Source organism: Ruegeria sp. HKCCE4148 (genome assembly GCF_017872495.1).
GTDB lineage: Bacteria > Pseudomonadota > Alphaproteobacteria > Rhodobacterales > Rhodobacteraceae > Ruegeria.
The window spans coordinates 20,978-42,998 of record NZ_JAEDOS010000009.1; the positions used below are offsets into that span (position 1 = coordinate 20,978).

Sequence of the window (22,021 nt, forward strand, 5' to 3'; positions counted from 1 at the left end):
TGGCATTGCAAGGGCAGCCACTGATGTACTTTCAGTAAACAGAGAACATCCGGCGCACTTCCGCTGTGCGGCGCTGAACTCTGCAAACTTCCCCTTTGCATCTGTTTGGAACCCCGGTACAGCACCCAGCGAAACAGGCCCAGTCAACGGAATGGTGAGCATAAAATGATCCGACGACTCTTTGCGCTTTGGGCGATACTTGCTGCACTTGTGCTGGGCGGCTGCTCCGTCAGTCAACCGAACGCGACCCAAAGCGACATCGATGCGCTGACACAGGCCATCCGGTCGCTCGGGCCCGAGGTTGATCCCGTCGAGGCGCAACAGGCTGCCACGATCTCCTACACCTATTCTCAGCAATTGGCGCGGGAATGGAACATCACCGATCCAGCCATCATCCACAATGCCAAGATCGCTAACGGATTTCGCGAGTTTGGTCTGTGCAACGATTGGGCACAGGCCATGACCGCACGGCTACGGCAGGAAAACTTCCGCACGCTCGACTTGCATTGGGTCACGTCTCCACCAACGCAGTTTCGGATCATCCATCATTCCGCGCTGATCAGCGCCAAAGGGGATTCGATGTATGACGGTATCATTCTGGACCCGTGGCGGAATAGCGGCGCATTGTACTGGGCACCCGTGCGCGAGGACACCAAATACAACTGGAGGCCACGCCTTGAAGTGCGCCGGGACTTGCTGAGCGGCACGATCCCCTATTGAGTTTTCCCTACAGCCTAATTGGGTTAAGACCCTGAAATGACCCGCCTGATCCTGACTCTGCCCCTGCTGGGCCTGTTCCAATGTGAAAAAGACGAAACCGTCGCCGCCTATGGCGCTGCGGACCGGACATGGGTGTTGCAGGAAATCGATGGCCAACCTTACGAGGCCAGCGCCCTGCTGCGCTTTCCAGAAGAGGGTAAGATTGCAGGAAACGCCCCCTGCAACAGCTACACAGGCACTCTGAATGCGCCCTACCCCTGGTTTGAGATACAAGACCTGAGCGCAACACGAGCCGCTTGTGCGGGACTCGAGGCAGAGGGGTTCTATTTCGCCGCCCTCATGGCCATGACCCAATCCGAAGTGTCCGGCGACGTGCTGATCCTGCGCAATGAGGATGAGCACGAGATGGTGTTCACAGCCGCCGAGTAACCTGATCCACAAACCGCGCACGTGCTTCTGGCAGCGGGTTATGCCCCAAAGACGGGGCGACACGGTGTTCCAAGAAATACCCGGTCGTACGCAAGGCCTCGGCGATCTCGGTGTCCGGCGCGGTACCTTGGCCGCGCAGGCACGGCGGCAACGGCAACAGCTTGTCCGCCCATTCCCCGGCACCTTTTGCACTGACGGCGCGACCCGTTTTGGGTGACACGTAAACAAGCCCTTCCGTCACTCCGGTCACGGCGCAAGTGGTCAGGTCAAGACCAAAGCCCAGCTCATCCAGCAAAGCAAGCTCCCAACGCAAATACGCCAGCGGCCAGATTTCATCCTGACCCAGCAGATCCATCAATTGTTCGGTCCGCTTGTAAAGCGCGGGATGCGGTTCGCGTTCGGGCAGGCAGAAGGATAGCAACGCCACAACGGCATTGAGCCCGGACAATGCCAGCCGCCCCGAAAACGCGGCCGCCGCGCGGGACCTCAGCGGTTCAACCTGAAACGTGCCCAGATGCTCTTCCAGCCGCGCGCGCCACAGCACGTCCAGCTGCGCGCCTGGTTGCAGAATGGGCGCGACCTTACGGCTGGTTCCACCGCGTACAACACCGGCGTGACGCCCGTGGGCCTCGGTGAAGACCTCTATTATCGCCGCAGTCTCACCGTGGTTGCGAGAGGTCAGAAGTATGCCGTGATCACGCCAGTCCAAAACTCGACCTTGTTGCTGCTTGGGTTAAACCGCAGAAAATCCCAAGCCGAGTTGGCACGCAAGTGCAGAACCTGCCCCGCATGTACCGTTCAAGGTTCTTTTCAGAAACAGCCATAGTTTTGTGACTTCCTGCCAGCCATCTTGCACAGCCTCACAAGCTCGCCCACCTGCGCTTCAAATGGAAGGGGTCAAGTAATGATCGATGACGAACCGCAACCTGGGGCTTACTACGACGCACGAAACATCTGGACGCATGATCCAACGGCTGCTGACATGCAGGTGTATGAGAGGTTCGCTTCGACCGTTGTCGATCTGGTGCAGGTGCTGGACGACAACAAACCCATGCTATCAAGGGATGTTTACGCGCGCTTGTTCTCATCACTGCTACAGATGTCCAGAGTGTTGGGCGCGTACGAAGACGGCTGGAGTGGTCAAAACAACATGTGAGATTTGCCCACACAGAATAGCAAGCCAAAACCCTGCCCTTTTGAACATAGGGCCGTGTAAGGCGAGTCTGTCGCAATTCCCTTCAGTCCCAGCAAAGGCAGCCTTCAACACGGATCTAGGTCACTTCCAGCGTGGTATTACATCACGGTCCGAAGTCACGGTTTCGCGGGGATCGGGCTGACCACAGTGCAAGAATCGCATTGCACGAATGCAATTCCGCCATTAATGTTCCCTTTATGTTCTAAATTTAGGGATTTCAGAAATGTCACTCAACTATGTCATGATCGGTTCAAACGACGTTGTTAAGGCGCGCACATACTATGATGCGGTTGTGTCAACAATGGGCGGAAAAGTCGTCGCCGAGTACATGCCGCATGCAGTATGCTATGAGCTGCGCGGTGGCGGGTGCATATGGGTCGCGACGCCGTTCGATAAGGAAGTTGCGACAATCGGAAATGGCAACATGGTTGGCTTGCTTTGCCAAAGCGAAAAAGAAGTGAGAGATGCACACGAAACAGCGCTGGCCCATGGCGGCACAAACGAGGGCGACCCGGGTGATCGCCCCCAATACGGTCCGAACTTCTTTGGCGCCTATGCCCGCGACCCGGATGGGAATAAGATGAGCTTTGTTTACTTCAGCGATGCAGGTTGAAAGCGTCGTGAATGATTTTCCGGGGCGATGTTGATAAGAATTCCAAGGACGTCGGAAGATCAGAACGTCACACCGGCATGAATCAGAATACCCACGACCATCAGCAGATTCAGCACCGTTGAGATTCCGTTGCCCACATAGATGGGCAACTTGCCGACCACCAGCCCATAGGCAAACCACAGAAAAGACAGCCCCGCATAAAGCGACCAGGATAGCAGCGACTGACCTGAGGCGTGATCGGAATGGGTAAAGTAGAGCTTGACCAGTTGCGGAAGCGTGGCGAATGGGCCGACGACACCGACAAAGACCATGAAGTTCTCGAACCGCTGCATCCAGTGGCCAAGTTCCGATTTTTCCAGTTTCTCAGCAAGTGTTTCAGTCACGAGAACACCTCATCGTTTTGCATTGATCCAAGGGGCAATCAGCCCTGAACGGCCAGATGTCATTTGAAAATAGTCACTTTGATCCACGCGTCAAAGCGCGATCTGTGCAGAGGTTACTCCAAACCCTCTTCGCCAAGCAGATGTCGCCCTTGTCGGTCCTCAACTTCAATCACCCAAAGGTCAGGGTCAAAGCTGCGCTGTTTGGTGATGGCGGCGTCCACATCCATCTCAGTGCCGCTGGAAAGCTCGACCCATTTTCGCTCACCACTCATCAGGTCAAAGCTGCGTTGGAATGCGGCGGCCTTTCCGTCCAGCGTATTGAGCTTAACCAGAACCGCCCCAGCAGTGTCATCGCCATGGGCCACAACAAAGGCCGGGATTTCCTGAAACCGAAGCCGTGCCAAATAGGCATGGACCCAGAATTCGGCCGTCAGGCGGGTCATGCGTTGCCGTCTTTGAAATCCAAACCCATTTCCGAATACCGCTCGGATTCCTCCAGCCAGTTGGGCCGGACTTTCACTTGCAGAAACAGGTGAATCTTACGGTCAAGGAACTCTTCCAATTCGGCCCGCGCCGCCTGACTGACAGCCTTGATCGTCTCGCCGCGTTTGCCCAGTACGATGCCTTTGTGGCCGTCGCGCATGACATAGATGACCTGATCGATTTTGGCAGAGCCATCTTTGCGCTCTTCCCAGTTTTCGGTCTCAACGGTCAGCTGATAAGGCAGTTCCTGATGCAGGCGGAGGGTCAGTTTCTCGCGCGTCATTTCAGCCGCGATCATGCGCAAAGGCAAATCAGCGATCTGATCTTCAGGATAGAGCCACGGGCCTTCTGGCAGTTCCCCGGCCAACCATTTGCGCAGATCGTCTACACCATGTCCCTTTTCGGCCGAGATCATGAAAGTTTCTGCAAACGGATAGCGGGCGTTCAGGTCGCTGGTCAGCGCCAGCAACTTCTCGGACGGCACCTTGTCGATCTTGTTGATCGCCAGCGCGATGGTCCGACCCTGCCCGATCTCTTCCAGCCCCTCAAGGATGCGTTCAACCCCTTCGGTGATGCCGCGATGCGCCTCAACCATCAGGACAACGACATCGGCATCCGCTGCCCCACCCCACGCGGCAGCGACCATGGCGCGGTCCAGGCGGCGGCGGGGCTTAAACAGGCCCGGCGTGTCAACAAAGACCAGCTGCGCGTCACCCTCCATCGCCACACCCCGAATGCGGGCGCGTGTGGTCTGTACCTTGTGCGTCACGATCGAGACCTTGGCCCCAACCATGCGGTTCAGAAGGGTGGATTTGCCTGCGTTGGGCTCTCCGATCAAGGCGATAAATCCGGCGCGTGTGGTCATATATCTGGCGTTCCTGTTTGCAATTGCGCTCTGCTATAGCAGAAAGGACCTTTGGGCCAGAGGGATTTGTCGCATTGCAGCTATGCGCGGGCCAAGGCAGGTCAGGCACAGACGCCCAGCCGTTCCCAGCCCGGCGACACATCCCTACAGAGAGGTCGCAATGAAACGTCGCAAGTTTATTCTTGGAAGCGGTGCCGCTGCTGGTGCCATGGGTTTGGGTGGTTTGTCTTTGGCGGCAAGCGATGCCACGCAAGACCTCGTGTTGCAGACCGCCAGCTACAGGTTGCGCAATCGGTTGACCACGGGGATGGTCAGCCTTTACCCCGACGCACCACCACCGGTTCTGTATGGACGGCAAGGCGACGTCATGCGGCTTACGGTGCGCAATACCCTTCCCGATTACACCGCAATGCACTGGCACGGGCTGCGCATCGCCAACGAGATGGACGGGGTGCCTTATCTGACCCAGATGCCAATCGGCGAGGATGACAGCTTTACCTATGAATTCACACCACCGGACGCCGGCACATATTGGTATCACCCCCACTGCATGACAATGGATCAAATGGCCCACGGGTTGACCGGCGTCATGGTGATTGCCGAGCGGGAAGACCCCGGTTTCGACAGCGAGCAAGTGATCAATCTGCGTGATTTCCGACTGGACGAAGAAGACGCGTTTTTGCCCGCTTATACGGCGCGTGGTGCTGCGCGCGCAGGTACGTTTGGCAATGTCCAGACTGCAAACTGGTTGACAGAAGCAGTGTATGATCACGCGGCAGGCAGCCTTGTGCGGCTGCGCGTCGTCAATACGGACACAACCCGCATCTACAAGCTGCATCTTGAAGGGGCTGAGGCGCAGATCATTGCGTGGGACGGGCATCCGGTTGAGATCGACCTGACCTTACCCACACCCGATGCACCGCTTTTGCTGGGCCCGGGTCAGCGGGCGGATTTTGCCGTACTGATGCCAGACGATGAAGGGCAGTCGGTGGCACTTGTCGCCAAATTTCCTGGACAGAAACACCGCGCGATGGCGCGGTTGCGCGCGACCGGACAATCCAAAGCGCGCGATATGAGGGAATTGCGCCCTTTGCGCAGAAACCCTGTTCTGCGCCCTGAACTGAACCAAGCCGAGCTGCATGAGTTCGTGTTCGGCTGGACGCCTGAAGGTGGCCCTCCGAATGACGGGTTCTGCGGATCACTGGGGTATAGTTTCTGGTCGATCAACCGCACGCCGTGGCCCGGAGATGCAGCAGAGGGAACCGGTCCGCTGGCCGTGCTGGAACAAGGCAAGAGCTATGTTTTGCGCCTCCGTAACGAATCTCCTAACTTGCACCCGATCCACCTGCACGGACTGGCTTTCGTGCCGCTGAAATCGAACCTGCGCGCCCTGCCGCCCTTGATGACCGACACGATGCTTTTGTTGAAAGACGAGACCATTGATATCGCGCTGGTCGCTGACAACCCCGGCGACTGGGCCTTTCATTGCCACGTGATCGAGCATCAGAAAACCGGGCTGGCAGGGTTCATTCGGGTGGTTTGACCCTAGCCCAGCGTCGCTACGTCCAGCGCCAGAACATGGTTCGGATAGGCTTGGTCGCCGATCCGAAAGTCCGAAACGCCAACCTGCCTGAACCCTTTGGACAGGTAGAAATCGATAGCGGGTGCGTTTTCGGAATTTGTTGTCAGCCAGATCTCGCCCTGCCCTTTATCTCGGCAGTGGTCGGTCGCTAATTGCAGCAAGGCTGACCCAATACCCTTACCATGATGCCGCGGCTGGACATAAAATGTCACGATCTCAAGATCGGACAGCCCGTCGACAGGAGCTGCGCGACCTTCTGAAACCCGAATATAGCCATCAATACCATCCCGGTTTTCCAAGACCACCAAAAGGTCCGAACCTTCCTCGATAAGTGCTTCAAACCGCGCCGCTGTAAACTCAGCCAGTACAAACTCGGCGAACAAAGAACTCACGCCATGACGCAGGTAGGTGCCCACCCAGACTTCAATCGACAAAGCAGCCAGGCTGGCAGCATCCGCCTTTACGGCTGGCCTGAAATTCATTTCCCTAAGAGGAACTGGGCGGGCTCAACCTCTCAAGCAGCGCCTTCGCAGCTGCCTGCTCGGCTTGCCGTTTGGATCCCGCAGTGGCCTGTGCCTCGGTTCCGTCCTGAAGGCGGGCGGCAATGGTAAAGATCGGCGCGTGATCCGGACCGCTGCGCTTGATCTCGACATATGAGGGCGGTCTTTGGCCGCGGGCCTGCGCCCACTCCTGAAGCGAGGTCTTGGCATCGCGGGCGTCGGCCTCGACTTTGTGAATACGGTCCCCCCACAGGGCTAAGATGACATCGCGGGCGGCCTCAAACCCGGCATCGCGATAGATGGCTGCAATGACAGCCTCCATCGCATCACCCAGCAGCGCCTGTTTGCGGCGACCTCCGGACAACATCTCGGACCGGCCCAGCTTCAGCACCGCGCCCAGATCGATCTGACGCGCAACATCGGCACAAGCCTCTTTGCGGACCAATGCGTTGAATCGAGGGGCCAGCTGACCTTCGGAGGCTTTCTTATCGGCCTCTAGCAGCGCCGTGGCCATAACAAGGCCCAACACTCGGTCGCCCAGAAACTCCAGCCGCTGATTGTCGGGCCGGGTAGACGACGACACCGAGCCGTGGGTCAACGCGCGCACCAGCAGTTCGGGGTTGGTGAAATCGTACCCCAAACGCTGCTGGAACGCTTTTATTTCAGCCGATAGCTTCAATTGACCGCCTTGAAGAACCGATCACCGCGCCAGGTCCAGAAAAACAACATCGATCGGCCCGCAGACGAGAACATGATCCGATCAGCGCGACCGATCAGGTTTTCGTACGGCACATAGCCCACCCCACCTGCAGATTGCGGCAGGCGGCTGTCGCTGGAATTGTCGCGGTTGTCGCCCATGAAGAAATAGTGGCCCTCGGGCACGGTATAGATGCCGGTATTGTCCGACCCCTGATTGCCGATGTTCAGCACGTCATAAGACACCCCATTTGGCAGGGTTTCGATCAGGCGTGATTTTTCACAAGCACCACCAATGCCAACAGCTCCATTTTCACAACGGGGACGCAGACGCTGAGGCCCCTGAGGTTCAGCGACTTCGGTAAAGACGCCGTCGGGCTGCTGTGGAACCGGCGTACCATTGAGGATGATCTGACCTTCACGGATCTGGATGCGATCCCCCGGCAAGCCGATCAGACGCTTGATATAATCGCGGCCCGTGACGGGGTGGCGGAAGACGATGACATCGCCGCGCTCAGGCTCACCGCCCCAGATGCGCGTATCACCATCGCCCTGCATCCAGCCGCAGATATCTTCGGCATCAACATTCAAACCGACGCTTGGAATGATCAGACTGGGGCAAGACGCGTATGAGTACCCATAGGCCATCTTGTTGACGAAAAGGAAATCGCCGATCAGCAAGGTCTGCTTCATCGAGCCCGAGGGAATCCAGAACGGCTGAAAGAAGAGGGTGCGGAACACGCCTGCAATCAGCAGCGCATAGACGATGGTTTTGATCGTCTCCCAAACGGGATTTCCGGTTTTGGCTTCCTCGGCCATACTGCTCTCTCCAGTTCTGTGCTTGGCTTGGCTGCTACATGCGGGGGGGATGGGGGCAAGTCAAGGCTGCGTGGCGTGATCTTGAAGCGGACGCGCCTCGATCACCACAAATGCCTGGGCCCAGGGATGGTCATCCGTCAGGGTGACATGGATGATGGCCTCATATCCTTCGGGTGTCATTTCCCTGAGGCGCTCGGCGGCCCAGCCAGTGACATGCATGACAGGCTGGCCGGTTTTCAGATTGGTAACGGCCATGTCCTTCCACGCTATGCCCATGCGCAGCCCAGTGCCCAGCGCCTTAGAGCATGCCTCTTTCGCCGCCCACCGCTTGGCATAGGTGCCAGCGGTGTCGTGGCGGCGTTCGGCTTTGCGCTGTTCGATGTCAGTAAAGACACGATTGCGGAACCGATCGCCAAAGCGGTCAAGCGTGCCTTGGATGCGGTCGATGTTTGCGAGGTCTGTGCCGATACCGAGGATCATGACAACCGCACCGTCAGGATCTTGTAACTCGCCAAGCCAAAGAACCCGGCAAAGGCAAAATCGAACAAGCGGCGGGCGCGGCGGTAGGTTCGGACCATACGCTCGGACGAAAACAGAAACGCATAGCCGATGAAGATCATCAGTGACCCCGCATACAACATGGCAAAATAGCTCAATAGCATGGACAGGCTGGCGTCATTTGGGGCGACGATGGCGTAGATCGAGCCCCAGCTGAGGATCGCTTTGGGGTTGGTCAGGTGGATCGCCGCGCCTTTGGCAAAGATCGTCGGCAGCGAACCAGTGACAGGTTTGCCCAAGGCGACTTCGTCCGAGGTCATCGCACGGCGCAACGCCTTGAGGGCCAGCCAGCCCAGATAGGCCACACCGATGTAGCGGATCGCCTCGAACACCCAGACATTGGCCAGCATGATCGCCGACAAACCCAGTGCAGCTGCTATGCCCCAAGCGGCGGATCCGGCACAGATGCCCAGCGCAAAGACCAGACCGGCACGGCGGCCTTCGTTCATCGCAGTTCCGGCAATACCCATCGTTGCAGGCCCCGGAGAGCCGCCAGCCATCAGCCAGGCCAGCCAGATGGCGACAAAGCCGGGCGTGATCACGTGCGCGCCTCGTCCATCAGGCGGCGCATTTCCTGAATGGCGGGGGTGAGGCCCAGAAAAATCGATTCACCAATCAGGAAATGGCCGATATTTAGCTCTTTCACCTCAGGGAAGGCCGCAACCGGCTTGACCGTGTCATAGGTCAGACCATGCCCCGCGTGCACCTCAAGCCCCAGCGAGTGGGCAAACGCAGACATCTGGCGCAGCGATTCAAGTTCTTGCGTGGCATCTCCCATGCGGCTCTCTGCGTGGGCGTCGCAATAGGCACCGGTGTGCAATTCGATCACTTCGGCGCCAATACGGTGGGCCGCCTCGATCTGGCGCTGGTCAGCGGCGATGAAGATCGACACGCGGCAGCCGACATCGCGCAGCGGCGCGATAAAATGAGCCAGCTTGTTTTCTTCACGCGCGACTTCAAGCCCGCCTTCGGTGGTACGTTCCTCGCGCTTTTCAGGCACGATGCAGACCGCGTGCGGTTTGTGCCGCAGGGCGATTTTCTGCATCTCTTCCGTGGCGGCCATTTCAAAGTTCAATGGCACCGACAGAACTTCCATCAACCCGTCGATATCAGCGTCCGATATATGGCGGCGGTCTTCGCGCAAATGCGCCGTGATGCCATCAGCACCAGCCTCTTCCGCCAGTTTGGCGGCGCGTAGCGGATCGGGATAAGCCCCGCCCCGCGCATTGCGCACAGTGGCAACGTGATCAATGTTCACACCAAGCCGCAGATGGTTCTCAGACATCCCTCGATTCCTTTTGAGTCGTTTGGCCCGAGCCTAGTGGCTCTGCCGGATAAACGGCAGTCGATTCTTCGGCCAAGCGCTTGATTTCCTCAAACTTCGCCTTGATCTTGGCGCGACGTCGCTGCTGATAGGTTAGGATCAATGGCAGGCTGAGGTAATAACAGACCACACCCGCCACAATGCCGGGGATGATGCCACCAATCATATAGGGGTAGAAGACGTCATCGTAGAACTGCGCCAACCCATGCCAATCTGCCACGCGGTCTGTAAACAAGGCCACAAAGTTATTCTTGAGATCACCGATGGCGTCAGCGAACTTTCCCATCAGCCCCTGTGTGTCACCCTCTTCATATTCGGTTCCCAACAGAAAGTGCCCGGTCTGCAGGCAGATCACACCGATCGGCACATAGGTCAGAGGGTTACCGAAAAATGTGCCACTCAGCGCGGCCAGAATGTTTCCCTTGATCAGCCTTGCGCCAACAGCCGCGACCAGAAAATGCAATCCGTAGAACGGGGTGAACGCCGCAAAAACCCCTGCCCCAATTCCACGCGCAATTCGGTCAGGCGAATCTGGAAGACGGCGAACTCGGTGTTTTACATAGTGAAAAGCGCGGGTCCACCCACCACGCGGATAGACAAACTCCGACGCGACTTGGACAGCAGAGCGTCGGTCTCGGCGCTTGAATACCACGCGTGCTCACCCTTCCTCAGCCAGCCGCAACCGCAGCTTTGGTCTGATCCCGATACCGTTCGACGGCCGCAACATCGCTTTCCGCCTCAAGCATCAGCATAAGCGAATGCAACTGTTCAAGGTCGCGCAGTTCGACATTGATCAGCAGACGGTAAAAATCCGGTTTGCGGTCAACAAATTCCAAGTTTGAGATATTGGCCTTTTTCTCGCCGATCAATGTGCAAATACGACCCAGAACTCCTGCATCGTTGCCGATGGTCAGATCCAATGTCGCACCATAGACGGCAGGGTGGGTTCCCGAATGCCAGTGCAGATCGACCCAGCGGTCGGGTTCGCCTTCAAACTCACTCAGCCGGTTGCAGTCGATGGCGTGTACCACCACGCCCTTGCCCCGGTACGTGATGCCGACAATACGTTCTCCCGGCAATGGCTGGCAGCATGGGGCGCGATCGAATTTCTGACCTGGTTCAAGGCCGATCACGGCGCGACGCAGCGGAATGGCGTCACCATCGTCCTTAGCCAGTTCAGGATAAACAGCCTCGACCACTTCATGCGCCGTCAGTTCCGCGCTGCCCAGACGGGCCAGCAATTCATGCCGATCTTTCAGGCGCAGGTGCTTGGCAGCAGTGTCCAGCGCCTTGTCTGTTGCCTTGCGCCCAACATGTTCGAAACCGGAACGCGCCAGCTCCTTGCCCAGCTTGATGAACCGCTCTCGGTCGACCTCGCGCAAGGCGCGACGGATGGCGGTGCGGGCCTTGCCGGTGACGGCGATCTCAAGCCACGTGACCTGGGGCGTCTGACCGTCGGCGGTGATGATATCCACCGATTGCCCATTCTTCAGTCGGGTCCAGAGCGGCACGCGAATGCCGTCCACCTTGGCCCCGACACAGGCATGGCCGATCCGGGTGTGGATAGCATAGGCAAAATCAATCGGCGTCGCCCCGCGCGGCAGCTTCACCACATCCCCTTTGGGCGTGAAGCAGAACACCTGGTCGGAATACATCTCGAGCTTGACGGCCTCGAGGAAGTCTTCGTGATCTTCTTCGTTGTCGAACTGCTCAGTCAGGTTGGAAATCCACTTGGCCGGGTCAACGGCAAAGGGGTTCTCGGTCCGTACACCGTCACGATAGGACCAATGCGCCGCAACGCCGGTTTCAGCCACGTCATGCATCTGGCGGGTGCGGATCTGAACCTCGACCCGTTTTCCGTCGCGCCCTGAAACAGTGGTGTGGATCGAGCGGTAGCCGTTCGATTTCGGCTGACTGATGTAATCTTTGAACCGCCCCGGCACCGCGCGCCAGCGTTGGTGGATGGCACCAAGTGTGCGATAGCAGTCCTCTTCGGTCTGGGTGATGATGCGAAAGCCGTAAATGTCCGACAGGCGTGAGAAGCCCTGATCCTTTTCCTGCATCTTTCGCCAGATCGAATAGGGTTTTTTGGCGCGGCCAAACACTTCAGCCTCGATCCCCGCCTTTTCCAGCTCGTGCCGCATGTCGCCGGTGATGCGATGGATCACGTCACCGGTTTCGCGTTGCAGCGTGATAAAACGCCGGATGATCGATTGACGGCCTTCGGGGTTCAGGACACGGAAAGCGAGGTCTTCCAGTTCTTCGCGCATCCATTGCATACCCATCCGGCCTGCAAGCGGCGCATAGATGTCCATCGTCTCGCGCGCTTTGATCACCTGCTTTTCGGGGCGCATTGCCTTGATCGTGCGCATATTGTGCAGACGGTCGGCCAGCTTGACCAGAATAACCCGCAAGTCCTTGGACATGGCCATAAACAGCTTGCGGAAGTTCTCGGCCTGCTTGGTTTCGCGACTGGACAATTGCAGGTTGGTCAGCTTGGTCACGCCATCGACCAGCTTGGCGACCTCATCCCCAAACAGCTCGGCCACCTTGCCGTAATTGGCTTTGGTGTCTTCGATCGTGTCATGAAGCAGCGCCGTAATGATGGTCGCATCATCCAAACGCTGTTCGGTCAGGATGGCGGCAACGGCAACGGGATGGGTAAAATAGGGCTCGCCAGAATGGCGGAACTGCCCCTCATGCATCTGCTGACCGAATTCGTAAGCCAGAGTGATGCGTTCAGCATTCGTCTTGGGATTGTAGTTGCGGACCAGCGCAATCAGGTCGTCAGCAGAAATCATCCGGTCCGCACCTTCGTCTTTGGGGCTTACCCCTGTCCCTGTGCCTCCATCAGAGCGCGCAGGAGTTTTTCTTCAGACATGTCGTCCATGGCAGGTTTGTCCGATTCGGCACCCATCAGCAGCGCCATCTGATCTTCTTCCGGCTCATCAACCTCGATCTGGGTTTGGTTGGCTTCGATCAGGCGCTCGCGCAGTTCATCCGCACTTTGGGTTTCGTCGGCGATTTCACGCAGGGACACGACAGGGTTCTTGTCGTTGTCGCGGTCAACGGTAATCGCTGCACCGGCGGAAATCTCACGCGCCCGATGGGCGGCAAGCATCACCAGCTCGAACCGGTTTGGAACCTTATCTACGCAATCTTCAACCGTCACGCGGGCCATGGGGCGCTCTCCGTTTCTGAATCCATGTCAGGAAGAGGTTTATCTAAGCGCGAATCCGCGCCTTGACAAGCAGGAAATACCCCAATTGCAAGGATCACAGTGGTGTGACCGCTGCAATATCGTCCGCAGGCAAATCGGTGACCATCTGCGATACCGTGCGATCCAGAACAGGATGACGCCAGTCGGGGGCGATATCGGCCATCGGCACCAGCACAAAAGCGCGGTCCTGCAGACGCGGATGAGGCAGGATCAGTTGATCCGGGGCCTCTTGCCGCTGCGCCTCTGGTGGCAACGTCAGCCAGCGATCGAACTGGGCGCGATCAGGCAGCACCTGTTCATCAAAACACACCAGGTCCAGATCCAGAGTTCGCATTCCCCAACGTTGTATCCGTTCGCGCCCAAACTCATGTTCCACGGCGTGCAGCACACTTAACAACTCGGTCGCAGGTTTTTCGGTGGCGATCAAAGCCGCAGCGTTCACATAGTCCGGACCCGCCCCGGCGGGGAAGCAAGGCGTCGCGAAAAACCGGCTGACCGCGCGAATCACTACACCTTGACGCGAAATAGCGTCAAGTGCGTTCCGCAGCGTAACTTCGGGCCCTTTTCCTCTCAAGCTGAGATTTGCGCCCAGCGCAACAACGGCATTTGACAACGAATTGCTCATATAGCACCCTATATTCGACACATTGCATACTTGCGATAACCAGCAAAAGTTCTAATTATAGACCGACAGATCGCGCCAAATCATCACTCACTCACTCACTCACCATGCGGGGCGGTCTGGATTATACCGGAAGGGACTATTTATGTTTTATAAAGACGAACGGCTAGCGCTGTTCATCGACGGCTCGAACCTTTATGCCGCGGCAAAAGCACTCGGTTTCGATATAGACTACAAACTTCTGCGGCAGGAATTCATGCGCCGTGGCAAGTTGCTTCGGGCTTTCTATTACACAGCGCTCCTGGAAAATGACGAGTATTCGCCGATCCGCCCATTGGTTGACTGGCTGCACTACAACGGCTTCACCATGGTCACGAAACCCGCCAAGGAATACACCGACAGCATGGGGCGTCGGAAAGTCAAAGGAAACATGGATATCGAACTTACCGTCGATGCCATGGAGCTTGCACCACGCGTGGATCATATCGTGCTGTTCTCGGGCGATGGGGATTTCCGCCCGTTGATTGCCAGCCTGCAACGTCAAGGCGTGCGCGTTTCGGTCGTGTCGACGATCCGCAGCCAGCCGCCGATGATCTCGGACGAACTGCGCCGCCAGGCTGACAACTTCATCGAACTGGAAGATTTGCGTGACGTAATCGGGCGCCCGCCGCGTGAAATGCCGGCTGAGCCGCGCAACGTCGCCATGGCCAGCAACAGCTGATCCGGCACTCTCTTTCTGATGGGGTAAATTTCGCGCGGTCAGGACCGAGGTCCTGGCCGCGCTTCTTTAACTATAAACAGGTGCTGAAACAAAACCTGACTAGCATCGATTCGTGTCAGTTGAATGACGATCTCCTGTCTGGACCAAGGCCGTGAAAAGACTTACCTGTGCCTTAAGGAGACAACTCAATGACAAAGCCACCACTGACACTTTACCTTGCCGCTCCCCGGGGTTTCTGCGCCGGTGTGGATCGTGCCATCAAGATCGTAGAAATGGCCCTGCAAAAATGGGGACCTCCGGTCTATGTGCGCCATGAGATCGTGCACAATAAATTTGTCGTCGACGGATTGCGAGACAAGGGCGCGGTCTTTGTCGAGGAGCTACATGAATGCCCTGATGATCGTCCGGTGATATTTTCCGCTCATGGCGTCCCGAAGTCAGTGCCCGCAGAGGCCTCAAAGCGCGAGATGATCTATGTGGACGCGACCTGCCCGTTGGTCTCGAAAGTGCATGTCGAGGCACAGCGCCATGCGGATGCGGGGTTGCAGATGATCATGATCGGCCACAAGGGCCATCCCGAGACCGTTGGCACCATGGGACAATTGCCCGAGGGCGATGTTCTGTTGGTTGAAACCGTCGAAGATGTGGCCACGGTTGATGTTCGCGATCCGAAGAAACTTGCTTTTGTAACCCAGACCACCCTGTCGGTTGATGACACCAAAGACATCATAGCCGCGCTTCAGGCCCGGTTCCCGGCCATTGTCGGACCACACAAGGAAGACATTTGCTATGCCACGACGAACCGGCAAGAGGCCGTCAAGGCCGTGGCGCCTAAGGCAGACGCTCTGCTGGTTGTGGGTGCGCCGAACTCATCGAACTCGCGCCGTCTGGTCGAGGTCGCCTCGCGCGAGGGCTGCAAATACGCGCAACTGGTGCAGCGCGCCACCGAGATCGATTGGCGCGCGTTGGATGGGATCTCATCCGTGGCCGTCACCGCAGGCGCATCGGCCCCAGAGCTTTTGGTGAACGAAGTGATCGACGCCTTCCGCGCGCATTATGATGTCACCGTCGAATTGGTCGAGACAGCCGTCGAGAACGTCGAATTCAAAGTCCCCCGCGTCCTGAGGCAACCAGCGTGATCGGAGTACCAAAGGCGCCGCTTTTTCTGGGGCTCGCGGGGCTGATCCCGTTTGTTTGGGGTGCGCTGACCTACCTGAGCGGCGACCTGAATGCCTGGGGCGCACAAAACCTTGGCGCGCGTTTTGTGGGACCGTACGTGCAGTTGTTTTATGGCTCGGTCATCTTGAGTTTCATGTCAGGTGTTCTTTGGGGCTTTGCAACTAAAACCTCGGGCAGCAAGGCAGGTTTGTGCTACACTCTGTCGGTCCTGCCCGCGCTTTGGGCCTTTTTCATGACAGGCGGCGGACCGGTTCAAGCAGGTACAAACCTGATTTACGGGTTTGCCGGTTTGTTGATTCTTGATGCCCTGTTCACTTTTTGGCGGCTGACGCCGGTCTGGTGGATGCGGTTGCGCGTCCTGCTGACCGCCGTCGTTGTCGCCAGCCTTGCCGTCGGAGTTTATATGTGACCGACAAACGCACGATCAGCGCCTACACCAACCGATTGGCCGAGTATCTGAATATCCCGTTGCCGCCGGAACAGCTTGAGGCGCGCCAGGCATTTGCTGATGCAGTCGACACTGGGGGCTATGTGCTGGACCTGGGGTCCGGGCCCGGATCAGACAGCATCTTTCTGATGCGTCAAGGGCTGACGGTACGGGCGCTGGACGTAACGCCTGCCTTTGTTGACCACGCCCGCGACAACGGCGTGGATGCGCATTTGGGCACGTTCAACGACGTCACGGAGACGTCCGTCTATGATGGTGTTTATGCCAGCTTCTCCTTGCTTCATGCGCCGCGCACAGATTTCCCCGGCCACCTTCGGGCAATTCATGAAGCCCTAAAGCCCAAAGGTCAGTTGTTTTTGGGCATGAAACTGGGCACGGGCGAACACAGGGACGCGCTTGATCGTTACTTTACCTATTATACCGAAGCCGAGATCGAAGACGCTCTGACCCAGGCTGGGTTCACGATTGACCGCACCGTCAAAGGGATGGGCAAAGGTCTGGCCGGGTCTTACGAAGGATACATGCTGGTGTTTGCTCATGCCTGACTTGTTTGCCTATACCGACGGTGCCTGTTCCGGCAATCCAGGCCCCGGAGGCTGGGGCGTGCTTTTGCGTGCAATGGACGGGGACACTGTCTTGAAAGAGCGTGAGTTAAACGGGGGCGAGGCCGAGACAACCAACAACCGGATGGAGTTGCTGGCCGCCATCTCGGCCTTGGAAACGCTTGAGCGTTCCTCGAAAATCACCATCGTGACTGACAGCGCCTATGTTAAGAACGGCGTCACCGGCTGGATCTTTGGCTGGAAGCGCAATGGCTGGAAGACCTCGAACAAGAAGCCAGTAAAGAATGTCGATCTGTGGCAACGCCTGGACGAAGCGCAAGAACGGCATGATGTGACCTGGGAATGGGTCAAGGGTCATGCGGGCCACCCAGAGAATGAAAAGGCCGACGAACTGGCCCGCGCGGGCATGGCCCCATTCAAACCTAAGAAGGCGCAGGTGTGACCGCGCTTTCGTTGCTGGATTACGCCTCGGTCCTGATATTTGCTCTGACCGGGGCTTTGGTGGCAAGCCGTGCCCAGCTGGATCTTGTTGGGTTTGCTTTCATGGCTTGCTTGACCGCAGTCGGCGGCGGCACAGTGCGTGATCTGTTGTTGGACCGACATCCGATCTTTTGGGTCGGTCAGCCGGATTACATCCTGATCGCCGTTGCCGCTTCAGTGCTGGTGTTCTTTACCGCACACCTGATGGAAAGCCGCTACAACTGGCTGATCTGGCTGGACAGTTTCGCTCTGTCGGTTGCCGTCGCTGCCGGTACAGGCGCTGCGCTGTCATTGGACCAATCCGGCGTCATCGTCGTGTTGATGGGCGTAACAACCGGGTGTCTGGGCGGGCTGATGCGCGACGTGGTCTGCAACGAGGTGCCGCTGGTGCTGAAGCAGGGCGAGCTTTATGTTTCATGTGCTTTTGCGGGGTCATTGACGGCAGTTCTGGCCGTTCAGGCCGGAACGGAGCCCGCGCTTGCACTGGCTTTGTGCGCGTTGGTCTGCTGGGCCTTGCGGGCCGGGTCACTGGTGTTTGGCTGGCAATTGCCCGTCTACAAAAGCCGCCCACCGCGCAACTGAGCCTGTCGATGGACGTCAAAGCAATGTGCTGATACCTCTGTGAACATTGCAGCCCGGAGGCCAGCGTGATCTTTAGACTAACATCATTTGCAGCCTGTATGACCCTGCTAGCCTCATGCGGGGAATACTACACACCAGTCAGTTTCGTTGCGCAGGGCGACCAGATCATTGCCTCCGGCACAATTGATGAAACAACGTTATCCGCTTTTGAGGAGGTCATCGCAAAAAACCCCGAAGCCCGAATTTTGGTTCTTCAATACATCGAAGGATCAGTGGACGATGATGCCAATGTCATCTTCAGCCGCGAAGTGCGCAGGGCCGGTTTCGATACGGTCGTTCCTTCAAACGGTCTGGTCGCCAGCGGCGGCACCGATCTGTTTCTGGCTGGAAACCGCCGCACCCTGCAGCCGGGGGCCTGTGTCGGCGTTCACAGCTGGGCCGGATCGGGATTGGTGGCGACAGAATTGCCCGAGGACGACCCGGAACATGACCGGTACCTGGACTATTTCAAAGACATCGGAGTGGATGCGGAGTTTTACTGGTATACCCTGTTCGCTGCCCCAGCCGACAGCATGCACTGGATGACCGCCGCTGAGGCGAACCAATACGACATGACCACGCGGGGTGCTCCGGCGCTTGGATCGGCCACGGTCTGCGACGAGCGGTAAATCACCCCGTCAGCAAGCGCGCACCGATTTCCTTGATGAATTTTGCGGCCACCATTGCGGTCATACCGTAAGGGTCGCGATGCGGATTGAGCTCGACAATGTCTGCCCCGACCAACTGACCTTCGAACCGGTGGATCAGGTCGATGACCTCGCGCGTGCTCAGCCCTCCGGGTTCGTGATGCGAGACACCAGGGGCAAAAGCAGGATCCAGCGCATCCAGATCCAGTGACAAATAGACAGGGCCATCAAAGGAAATCTGCAGGTCGGGGCTCCAGTTTCGCATGTCGATCACCTCGACCCCGAATTTATCAGCCTGTTCGCGCTGATGGGCGTTCATGGTGCGGATGCCGACCTGCACCAATCGGTTGATCGGGCAATTCTCCATCACCCGCGCAAAGGGACAGCCATGGCCCAGTGGGCCGATGTCTTGCTGGTCGTACAGATCAGGATGGCTGTCGATATGCAGGATGTTCAACCCTTGGTAACGATCCGCATGGGCTTTGATCAGCGGATAGGCTACGGAATGATCCCCGCCCAGAGACAACAGGCGCGCGCCAGTTGCGATCCGCTTGGCTGCTTCGGCTTCGATCCGGTCAATCGGTTCCTGTCCGCGCATTTCGAACACGTCAAGATCTCCGGCATCGCAAAATCGCATGCTTGCACCCAGATCAGTGCCATCCTCAGCAGTCAGGTTGGCGGCGCCGGAATGCAGCGCCTCGCGGATGCGTCCGGGGGCAAAGGTCGGGCCTTGCAGGAACGAGGAATGCAGATCCAGAGGCACCCCCATCAGGGCTACATCCCCAGGCTTCAGATCGTACTGCATCAAGATCCTCCAAATCGTTTAGACACGATCTGGCCGGGCAAAAGGTACTAGGTCAAGGGGTTAGCGGCGCAGGTAAGTCTGCCAGATCCAGATCACCAGCAACGCACCAAGGATCGCCCCGACAAAGCCAGACATCCAGCCCATTACCGTCGCCAAAAACCGCAGCAGAAGCCCGCCGATCAGAGCCCCAATAATGCCGATCAACATGGTTGTCGGGATATCCGCCTCGATCCGCATCAGTCGGGTGGCCAGAAATCCGGCGGCAGCACCGATGACGATCAGGGCGACAATGGGCATCTCATTTCCTCCAGTGGGTCGGCACAATGATCAGGGCACCAACGGATGAGATCACCGCATCCAGACCCGGAGGACCAAAGCTGATGCCGAACATGATGCGCAAGAAATAGAACAAAAATGCCCCGCCTACACAGATGATGATCGATTGCAAATAGCCGTTATGGGTAAAACCGGTCTGTTCGGACAGGTAGCCCACGATCCCCGCAATCACGACGGTGCCCATCAACACCATGAACATATGGCTCTACTCCGAAGATAACCGAGCGCCAGTTGGTATTGCCCAGCCCCGCAGAAACGTTTCCCTATCCTGCGCGCCTTTGCCTGCCCTTTGCAAGCGCAGCAGTTCAACGGCCCCCTGCCCACAAGCCACATGCAGATCCTGGTTCAGAACCTCACCCGGTGCGCCATGCCCCTCTGCAAGGCGCGACGCCAGCAGCTTGATGCGTTCACCATCCATTTCGGTCCAAGCCCCGGGAAAAGGCGAAAGGCCCCGGATTTTCCGGTCAACCTCGACCGACGGGCGGCTCCAGTCGATGCGCGCCTCAGACTTGTCGATCTTAGCGGCATAGGTCACACCGCTCTCAGGTTGCGGGTCGGGCACCAGGTCCGGCAGCTTGGCAAGTGCGTCGACGATCAACACGGCCCCAAGGATCGAAAGCCGGTCATGCAGTTGCGCGGTGGTTTCTTCGGATTCAATTTCAGTTGCCTGCCGCAGCAAAACCGGACCAGTGTCCAGACCAGCCTCCATCTGCATGATGCAAATCCCGGTCTCGGCATCGCCGGACATGATCGCCCGATGAATCGGCGCAGCCCCGCGCCAACGCGGCAGCAGGCTGGCGTGGATGTTCAGGCACCCATGCTTGGGCGCATCCAGAACGGTTTGCGGTAGGATCAGGCCGTAAGCCACCACAACGGCCACATCCGCGTTCAGCGCGGCAAAGGCGTCTTGCTCCTCGGCTGATTTCAGCGAAACGGGATGGCGCACGAGCAAGCCCAGAGCCTCGGCCCGGGCGTGAACGGGCGTTGGGCGGTCTTTCTTGCCGCGACCAGCGGGGCGCGGAGGCTGACAATAGACAGCAGCAATTTCGTGCCCGGCCTCGACCAGCGCATCCAGCACCGGAACTGAGAAATCCGGGGTTCCCATGAAGATAACGCGCATCTTTACCCCTGCTTTTTGGCTTTGCGCAGCAGTATGTCGCGTTTGACCTTGCTGAGACGGTCGAAAAACATCTTCCCGTTCAGGTGATCGATCTGATGCTGCACGCTGGTAGCGTCGATCCCGACAAAGTCACGACGGTCCACCATACCCTGTTCGTTCAGGAACTTTACGGTCACTGCACGCGGGCGTTTGATCTTGGCCGAAACGCCGGGCAAGTTCGGGCTGGCCTCTTCATGTTCGCGAAGTTCGATCGAGCTGTGCAGGATTTCCGGGTTCGCCAGACGCACGGCCTTGCCACGTTCTGCTGAAGCATCAACCACGGCCAGACGCAGCATCACACCGATCTGTGGCGCGGCCAGACCAACACCGGGCATCGCTTCCATCGTGTCAATCATGTCATCCCACACGGCGCGAATTTCATCGGTGATTTCAGCCACCTCATCCGCTTTGGTGCGCAGACGTTTGTCCGGCCAGGGCAAGCAGGTGCGCACGGTCATGAGCGCGCTTTCTCGCGTTTCAGCTTTTGCATCTTGCGCGTGATCATTTGTCGTTTCAGCGGTTTGAGATAGTCGATGAAGAGCTTGCCGTTCAGATGGTCAATCTCATGCTGCACGCAGGTGGCCCAAAGCCCATCAAAGGTTTCCTGCTGCAGATTGCCGTTTTGATCCATCCAGGTGACATCCACCACCTTAGGGCGGGTCACTTCGGCGTATTGATCGGGGATCGACAGGCAACCTTCCTCATAGACATTGGTTTCATCCGATGATGCGATGACCTCGGGGTTGAACATGATCAGGGGGCGCGGGGTTTCACCTTCTTCTTTGACACAATCCAGAACAATCAACCGATCCAGCACACCGATCTGCGGCGCGGCCAGGCCGATGCCGGGCGCGTCATACATGGTTTCCAGCATGTCATCAGCCAGTTTGCGCAGCTCGTCCGTTAGGTCGCCCACGGGCGCGCAGACCTTCTTCAGGCGGGGATCGGGATGGATCAGGATATTGCGTTTCATGAGGCTGATTTAGGCCATCCCGCCTCGCGCCGCAACGCCCCCCTTGCACCTGCCTGATTTGCGGTTAGCTTTCGTCCAAC

General features: G+C 57.9%; 32 protein-coding genes. 12 read left to right on the plus strand and 20 right to left on the minus strand.

Features of this window, described 5'->3' with window-relative positions:
* Positions 1 to 165 precede the first annotated feature (165 nt).
* Both I9187_RS18155 and I9187_RS18160 read left to right on the plus strand, forming a co-directional pair.
* Complete coding sequence (locus tag I9187_RS18155; RefSeq protein WP_171180754.1) at positions 166 to 720, plus strand: hypothetical protein; 555 nt, start codon at positions 166 to 168, stop codon at positions 718 to 720.
* A gap of 36 nt (positions 721 to 756) precedes the next feature.
* Positions 757 to 1,149 carry an META domain-containing protein gene (locus I9187_RS18160; protein WP_171180756.1) on the plus strand — a complete coding sequence of 131 codons (393 nt, stop codon included), beginning with the start codon at positions 757 to 759 and terminating at the stop codon, positions 1,147 to 1,149.
* Here the strand turns inward: I9187_RS18160 and recO are convergent.
* Positions 1,133 to 1,858 (minus strand): DNA repair protein RecO, encoded by a 726-nt coding sequence (gene recO / locus I9187_RS18165; RefSeq protein WP_171180758.1) that lies wholly within the window; start codon positions 1,856 to 1,858, stop codon positions 1,133 to 1,135. The genes I9187_RS18160 and recO overlap by 17 nt on opposite strands.
* Positions 1,859 to 2,053: 195 nt before the next feature.
* Between recO and I9187_RS18170 the strand changes: the two genes are divergently transcribed.
* Both I9187_RS18170 and I9187_RS18175 read left to right on the plus strand, forming a co-directional pair.
* Positions 2,054 to 2,305, plus strand: coding sequence for a hypothetical protein (locus tag I9187_RS18170; protein ID WP_171180760.1), 252 nt, complete (start codon positions 2,054 to 2,056; stop codon positions 2,303 to 2,305).
* 262 nt (positions 2,306 to 2,567) lie between these two features.
* Positions 2,568 to 2,957, plus strand: coding sequence for a VOC family protein (locus tag I9187_RS18175; protein WP_171180762.1), 390 nt, complete (start codon positions 2,568 to 2,570; stop codon positions 2,955 to 2,957).
* Between the two features lie 59 nt (positions 2,958 to 3,016).
* Here I9187_RS18175 and I9187_RS18180 read toward each other — a convergent pair whose 3' ends face one another.
* The 3 genes from I9187_RS18180 to era form a co-directional block, all read right to left on the minus strand.
* Positions 3,017 to 3,340 carry a SemiSWEET transporter gene (locus I9187_RS18180; RefSeq protein ID WP_171180764.1) on the minus strand — a complete coding sequence of 108 codons (324 nt, stop codon included), beginning with the start codon at positions 3,338 to 3,340 and terminating at the stop codon, positions 3,017 to 3,019.
* A 113-nt stretch (positions 3,341 to 3,453) separates the two neighbouring features.
* Positions 3,454 to 3,783: a DUF1491 family protein gene (locus tag I9187_RS18185; RefSeq protein ID WP_171180765.1), complete on the minus strand. Its 330-nt coding sequence runs from the start codon at positions 3,781 to 3,783 to the stop codon at positions 3,454 to 3,456.
* Positions 3,780 to 4,688 carry a GTPase Era gene (gene era / locus I9187_RS18190; RefSeq protein ID WP_171180767.1) on the minus strand — a complete coding sequence of 303 codons (909 nt, stop codon included), beginning with the start codon at positions 4,686 to 4,688 and terminating at the stop codon, positions 3,780 to 3,782. Before era ends, I9187_RS18185 begins: the two co-directional genes overlap by 4 nt.
* A 160-nt stretch (positions 4,689 to 4,848) precedes the next feature.
* Between era and I9187_RS18195 the strand changes: the two genes are divergently transcribed.
* Positions 4,849 to 6,231, plus strand: coding sequence for a multicopper oxidase family protein (locus I9187_RS18195; RefSeq protein WP_171180769.1), 1,383 nt, complete (start codon positions 4,849 to 4,851; stop codon positions 6,229 to 6,231).
* Between the two features lie 2 nt (positions 6,232 to 6,233).
* On the opposite strand, the gene I9187_RS18200 is transcribed toward I9187_RS18195, so the two are convergent.
* The 10 genes from I9187_RS18200 to folK form a co-directional block, all read right to left on the minus strand.
* The gene (locus tag I9187_RS18200) at positions 6,234 to 6,752 is read right to left on the minus strand and encodes a GNAT family N-acetyltransferase (protein WP_171180771.1); all 519 of its coding nucleotides are present in this window, start codon (positions 6,750 to 6,752) and stop codon (positions 6,234 to 6,236) included.
* Positions 6,753 to 6,756: 4 nt separating this feature from the next.
* Positions 6,757 to 7,449, minus strand: coding sequence for a ribonuclease III (gene rnc / locus I9187_RS18205; RefSeq protein WP_171180774.1), 693 nt, complete (start codon positions 7,447 to 7,449; stop codon positions 6,757 to 6,759).
* Positions 7,446 to 8,285: a signal peptidase I gene (gene lepB / locus I9187_RS18210; RefSeq protein ID WP_171180776.1), complete on the minus strand. Its 840-nt coding sequence runs from the start codon at positions 8,283 to 8,285 to the stop codon at positions 7,446 to 7,448. Before lepB ends, rnc begins: the two co-directional genes overlap by 4 nt.
* A gap of 60 nt (positions 8,286 to 8,345) precedes the next feature.
* Positions 8,346 to 8,765, minus strand: coding sequence for a holo-ACP synthase (gene acpS, locus I9187_RS18215; RefSeq protein WP_171236156.1), 420 nt, complete (start codon positions 8,763 to 8,765; stop codon positions 8,346 to 8,348).
* The gene (locus I9187_RS18220) at positions 8,762 to 9,385 is read right to left on the minus strand and encodes a LysE family translocator (RefSeq protein ID WP_171180780.1); all 624 of its coding nucleotides are present in this window, start codon (positions 9,383 to 9,385) and stop codon (positions 8,762 to 8,764) included. Before I9187_RS18220 ends, acpS begins: the two co-directional genes overlap by 4 nt.
* Positions 9,382 to 10,128: a pyridoxine 5'-phosphate synthase gene (locus I9187_RS18225; protein ID WP_171721894.1), complete on the minus strand. Its 747-nt coding sequence runs from the start codon at positions 10,126 to 10,128 to the stop codon at positions 9,382 to 9,384. The genes I9187_RS18220 and I9187_RS18225 overlap by 4 nt, the downstream gene beginning before the upstream one ends.
* The gene (locus I9187_RS18230) at positions 10,121 to 10,819 is read right to left on the minus strand and encodes a DUF2062 domain-containing protein (protein WP_171180784.1); all 699 of its coding nucleotides are present in this window, start codon (positions 10,817 to 10,819) and stop codon (positions 10,121 to 10,123) included. Before I9187_RS18230 ends, I9187_RS18225 begins: the two co-directional genes overlap by 8 nt.
* Before the next feature lie 16 nt (positions 10,820 to 10,835).
* The gene (locus I9187_RS18235) at positions 10,836 to 12,968 is read right to left on the minus strand and encodes a bifunctional (p)ppGpp synthetase/guanosine-3',5'-bis(diphosphate) 3'-pyrophosphohydrolase (protein ID WP_171236159.1); all 2,133 of its coding nucleotides are present in this window, start codon (positions 12,966 to 12,968) and stop codon (positions 10,836 to 10,838) included.
* A 26-nt stretch (positions 12,969 to 12,994) separates the two neighbouring features.
* Positions 12,995 to 13,348, minus strand: coding sequence for a DNA-directed RNA polymerase subunit omega (gene rpoZ / locus I9187_RS18240; protein WP_171180788.1), 354 nt, complete (start codon positions 13,346 to 13,348; stop codon positions 12,995 to 12,997).
* A 94-nt stretch (positions 13,349 to 13,442) separates the two neighbouring features.
* Entirely contained in the window at positions 13,443 to 14,012 is a 570-nt protein-coding gene (gene folK, locus I9187_RS18245; RefSeq protein ID WP_171180790.1) for a 2-amino-4-hydroxy-6-hydroxymethyldihydropteridine diphosphokinase, read from the minus strand.
* Positions 14,013 to 14,154: 142 nt separating this feature from the next.
* Between folK and I9187_RS18250 the strand changes: the two genes are divergently transcribed.
* The 7 genes from I9187_RS18250 (at position 14,155) to I9187_RS18280 (ending at position 18,650) form a co-directional block, all read left to right on the plus strand.
* On the plus strand, positions 14,155 to 14,730 hold the full coding sequence (locus I9187_RS18250) for an NYN domain-containing protein (RefSeq protein WP_050605228.1): 576 nt from the start codon (positions 14,155 to 14,157) through the stop codon (positions 14,728 to 14,730).
* Between the two features lie 188 nt (positions 14,731 to 14,918).
* Positions 14,919 to 15,869 (plus strand): 4-hydroxy-3-methylbut-2-enyl diphosphate reductase, encoded by a 951-nt coding sequence (gene ispH / locus I9187_RS18255; RefSeq protein WP_171180794.1) that lies wholly within the window; start codon positions 14,919 to 14,921, stop codon positions 15,867 to 15,869.
* Positions 15,866 to 16,318, plus strand: a complete 453-nt coding sequence (locus I9187_RS18260; protein ID WP_171180796.1) for a DUF3429 domain-containing protein — start codon at positions 15,866 to 15,868, stop codon at positions 16,316 to 16,318. Before ispH ends, I9187_RS18260 begins: the two co-directional genes overlap by 4 nt.
* Positions 16,315 to 16,902 (plus strand): class I SAM-dependent methyltransferase, encoded by a 588-nt coding sequence (locus I9187_RS18265; RefSeq protein ID WP_209509764.1) that lies wholly within the window; start codon positions 16,315 to 16,317, stop codon positions 16,900 to 16,902. Before I9187_RS18260 ends, I9187_RS18265 begins: the two co-directional genes overlap by 4 nt.
* Positions 16,895 to 17,362 carry a ribonuclease HI gene (rnhA, locus tag I9187_RS18270; protein WP_171180800.1) on the plus strand — a complete coding sequence of 156 codons (468 nt, stop codon included), beginning with the start codon at positions 16,895 to 16,897 and terminating at the stop codon, positions 17,360 to 17,362. Before I9187_RS18265 ends, rnhA begins: the two co-directional genes overlap by 8 nt.
* Entirely contained in the window at positions 17,359 to 17,982 is a 624-nt protein-coding gene (locus I9187_RS18275) for a trimeric intracellular cation channel family protein (protein ID WP_171180802.1), read from the plus strand. The genes rnhA and I9187_RS18275 overlap by 4 nt, the downstream gene beginning before the upstream one ends.
* Before the next feature lie 65 nt (positions 17,983 to 18,047).
* Positions 18,048 to 18,650: an alpha/beta hydrolase gene (locus I9187_RS18280; protein ID WP_348540141.1), complete on the plus strand. Its 603-nt coding sequence runs from the start codon at positions 18,048 to 18,050 to the stop codon at positions 18,648 to 18,650.
* 1 nt (position 18,651) lies between these two features.
* Here the strand turns inward: I9187_RS18280 and speB are convergent, their stop codons facing one another.
* The 6 genes from speB to def (I9187_RS18310) are packed head-to-tail and all read right to left on the minus strand — an operon-like array spanning position 18,652 to position 21,941.
* Positions 18,652 to 19,473 (minus strand): agmatinase, encoded by an 822-nt coding sequence (gene speB / locus I9187_RS18285; RefSeq protein WP_209940286.1) that lies wholly within the window; start codon positions 19,471 to 19,473, stop codon positions 18,652 to 18,654.
* A gap of 60 nt (positions 19,474 to 19,533) precedes the next feature.
* Positions 19,534 to 19,770, minus strand: coding sequence for a GlsB/YeaQ/YmgE family stress response membrane protein (locus I9187_RS18290; RefSeq protein WP_171180806.1), 237 nt, complete (start codon positions 19,768 to 19,770; stop codon positions 19,534 to 19,536).
* A 1-nt stretch (position 19,771) separates the two neighbouring features.
* The gene (locus I9187_RS18295) at positions 19,772 to 20,008 is read right to left on the minus strand and encodes a hypothetical protein (protein WP_171180808.1); all 237 of its coding nucleotides are present in this window, start codon (positions 20,006 to 20,008) and stop codon (positions 19,772 to 19,774) included.
* Between the two features lie 6 nt (positions 20,009 to 20,014).
* Entirely contained in the window at positions 20,015 to 20,929 is a 915-nt protein-coding gene (gene fmt, locus I9187_RS18300) for a methionyl-tRNA formyltransferase (protein WP_171180810.1), read from the minus strand.
* A 2-nt stretch (positions 20,930 to 20,931) separates the two neighbouring features.
* Positions 20,932 to 21,426 (minus strand): peptide deformylase, encoded by a 495-nt coding sequence (gene def / locus I9187_RS18305; protein WP_171721889.1) that lies wholly within the window; start codon positions 21,424 to 21,426, stop codon positions 20,932 to 20,934.
* The gene (def, locus tag I9187_RS18310; protein WP_171096140.1) at positions 21,423 to 21,941 is read right to left on the minus strand and encodes a peptide deformylase; all 519 of its coding nucleotides are present in this window, start codon (positions 21,939 to 21,941) and stop codon (positions 21,423 to 21,425) included. Before def (I9187_RS18310) ends, def (I9187_RS18305) begins: the two co-directional genes overlap by 4 nt.
* Positions 21,942 to 22,021: the final 80 nt, after the last annotated feature.

What these genes read in the sequence shown, in the direction of transcription:
- I9187_RS18155 (WP_171180754.1), top strand. Translation starts at nt 166, where the DNA reads ATGATCCGACGACTCTTTGCGCTTTGGGCGATACTTGCTGCACTTGTG.
- I9187_RS18160 (WP_171180756.1), top strand. Translation starts at nt 757, where the DNA reads ATGACCCGCCTGATCCTGACTCTGCCCCTGCTGGGCCTGTTCCAATGT.
- I9187_RS18170 (WP_171180760.1), top strand. Translation starts at nt 2,054, where the DNA reads ATGATCGATGACGAACCGCAACCTGGGGCTTACTACGACGCACGAAAC.
- I9187_RS18175 (WP_171180762.1), top strand. Translation starts at nt 2,568, where the DNA reads ATGTCACTCAACTATGTCATGATCGGTTCAAACGACGTTGTTAAGGCG.
- I9187_RS18185 (WP_171180765.1), bottom strand. Translation starts at nt 3,783, where the DNA reads ATGACCCGCCTGACGGCCGAATTCTGGGTCCATGCCTATTTGGCACGG.
- era (WP_171180767.1), bottom strand. Translation starts at nt 4,688, where the DNA reads ATGACCACACGCGCCGGATTTATCGCCTTGATCGGAGAGCCCAACGCA.
- I9187_RS18195 (WP_171180769.1), top strand. Translation starts at nt 4,849, where the DNA reads ATGAAACGTCGCAAGTTTATTCTTGGAAGCGGTGCCGCTGCTGGTGCC.
- I9187_RS18200 (WP_171180771.1), bottom strand. Translation starts at nt 6,752, where the DNA reads ATGAATTTCAGGCCAGCCGTAAAGGCGGATGCTGCCAGCCTGGCTGCT.
- lepB (WP_171180776.1), bottom strand. Translation starts at nt 8,285, where the DNA reads ATGGCCGAGGAAGCCAAAACCGGAAATCCCGTTTGGGAGACGATCAAA.
- acpS (WP_171236156.1), bottom strand. Translation starts at nt 8,765, where the DNA reads ATGATCCTCGGTATCGGCACAGACCTCGCAAACATCGACCGCATCCAA.
- I9187_RS18225 (WP_171721894.1), bottom strand. Translation starts at nt 10,128, where the DNA reads ATGTCTGAGAACCATCTGCGGCTTGGTGTGAACATTGATCACGTTGCC.
- I9187_RS18235 (WP_171236159.1), bottom strand. Translation starts at nt 12,968, where the DNA reads ATGATTTCTGCTGACGACCTGATTGCGCTGGTCCGCAACTACAATCCC.
- rpoZ (WP_171180788.1), bottom strand. Translation starts at nt 13,348, where the DNA reads ATGGCCCGCGTGACGGTTGAAGATTGCGTAGATAAGGTTCCAAACCGG.
- folK (WP_171180790.1), bottom strand. Translation starts at nt 14,012, where the DNA reads ATGAGCAATTCGTTGTCAAATGCCGTTGTTGCGCTGGGCGCAAATCTC.
- I9187_RS18250 (WP_050605228.1), top strand. Translation starts at nt 14,155, where the DNA reads ATGTTTTATAAAGACGAACGGCTAGCGCTGTTCATCGACGGCTCGAAC.
- ispH (WP_171180794.1), top strand. Translation starts at nt 14,919, where the DNA reads ATGACAAAGCCACCACTGACACTTTACCTTGCCGCTCCCCGGGGTTTC.
- rnhA (WP_171180800.1), top strand. Translation starts at nt 16,895, where the DNA reads ATGCCTGACTTGTTTGCCTATACCGACGGTGCCTGTTCCGGCAATCCA.
- speB (WP_209940286.1), bottom strand. Translation starts at nt 19,473, where the DNA reads ATGCAGTACGATCTGAAGCCTGGGGATGTAGCCCTGATGGGGGTGCCT.
- I9187_RS18290 (WP_171180806.1), bottom strand. Translation starts at nt 19,770, where the DNA reads ATGCCCATTGTCGCCCTGATCGTCATCGGTGCTGCCGCCGGATTTCTG.
- I9187_RS18295 (WP_171180808.1), bottom strand. Translation starts at nt 20,008, where the DNA reads ATGTTCATGGTGTTGATGGGCACCGTCGTGATTGCGGGGATCGTGGGC.
- fmt (WP_171180810.1), bottom strand. Translation starts at nt 20,929, where the DNA reads ATGCGCGTTATCTTCATGGGAACCCCGGATTTCTCAGTTCCGGTGCTG.
- def (WP_171721889.1), bottom strand. Translation starts at nt 21,426, where the DNA reads ATGACCGTGCGCACCTGCTTGCCCTGGCCGGACAAACGTCTGCGCACC.
- def (WP_171096140.1), bottom strand. Translation starts at nt 21,941, where the DNA reads ATGAAACGCAATATCCTGATCCATCCCGATCCCCGCCTGAAGAAGGTC.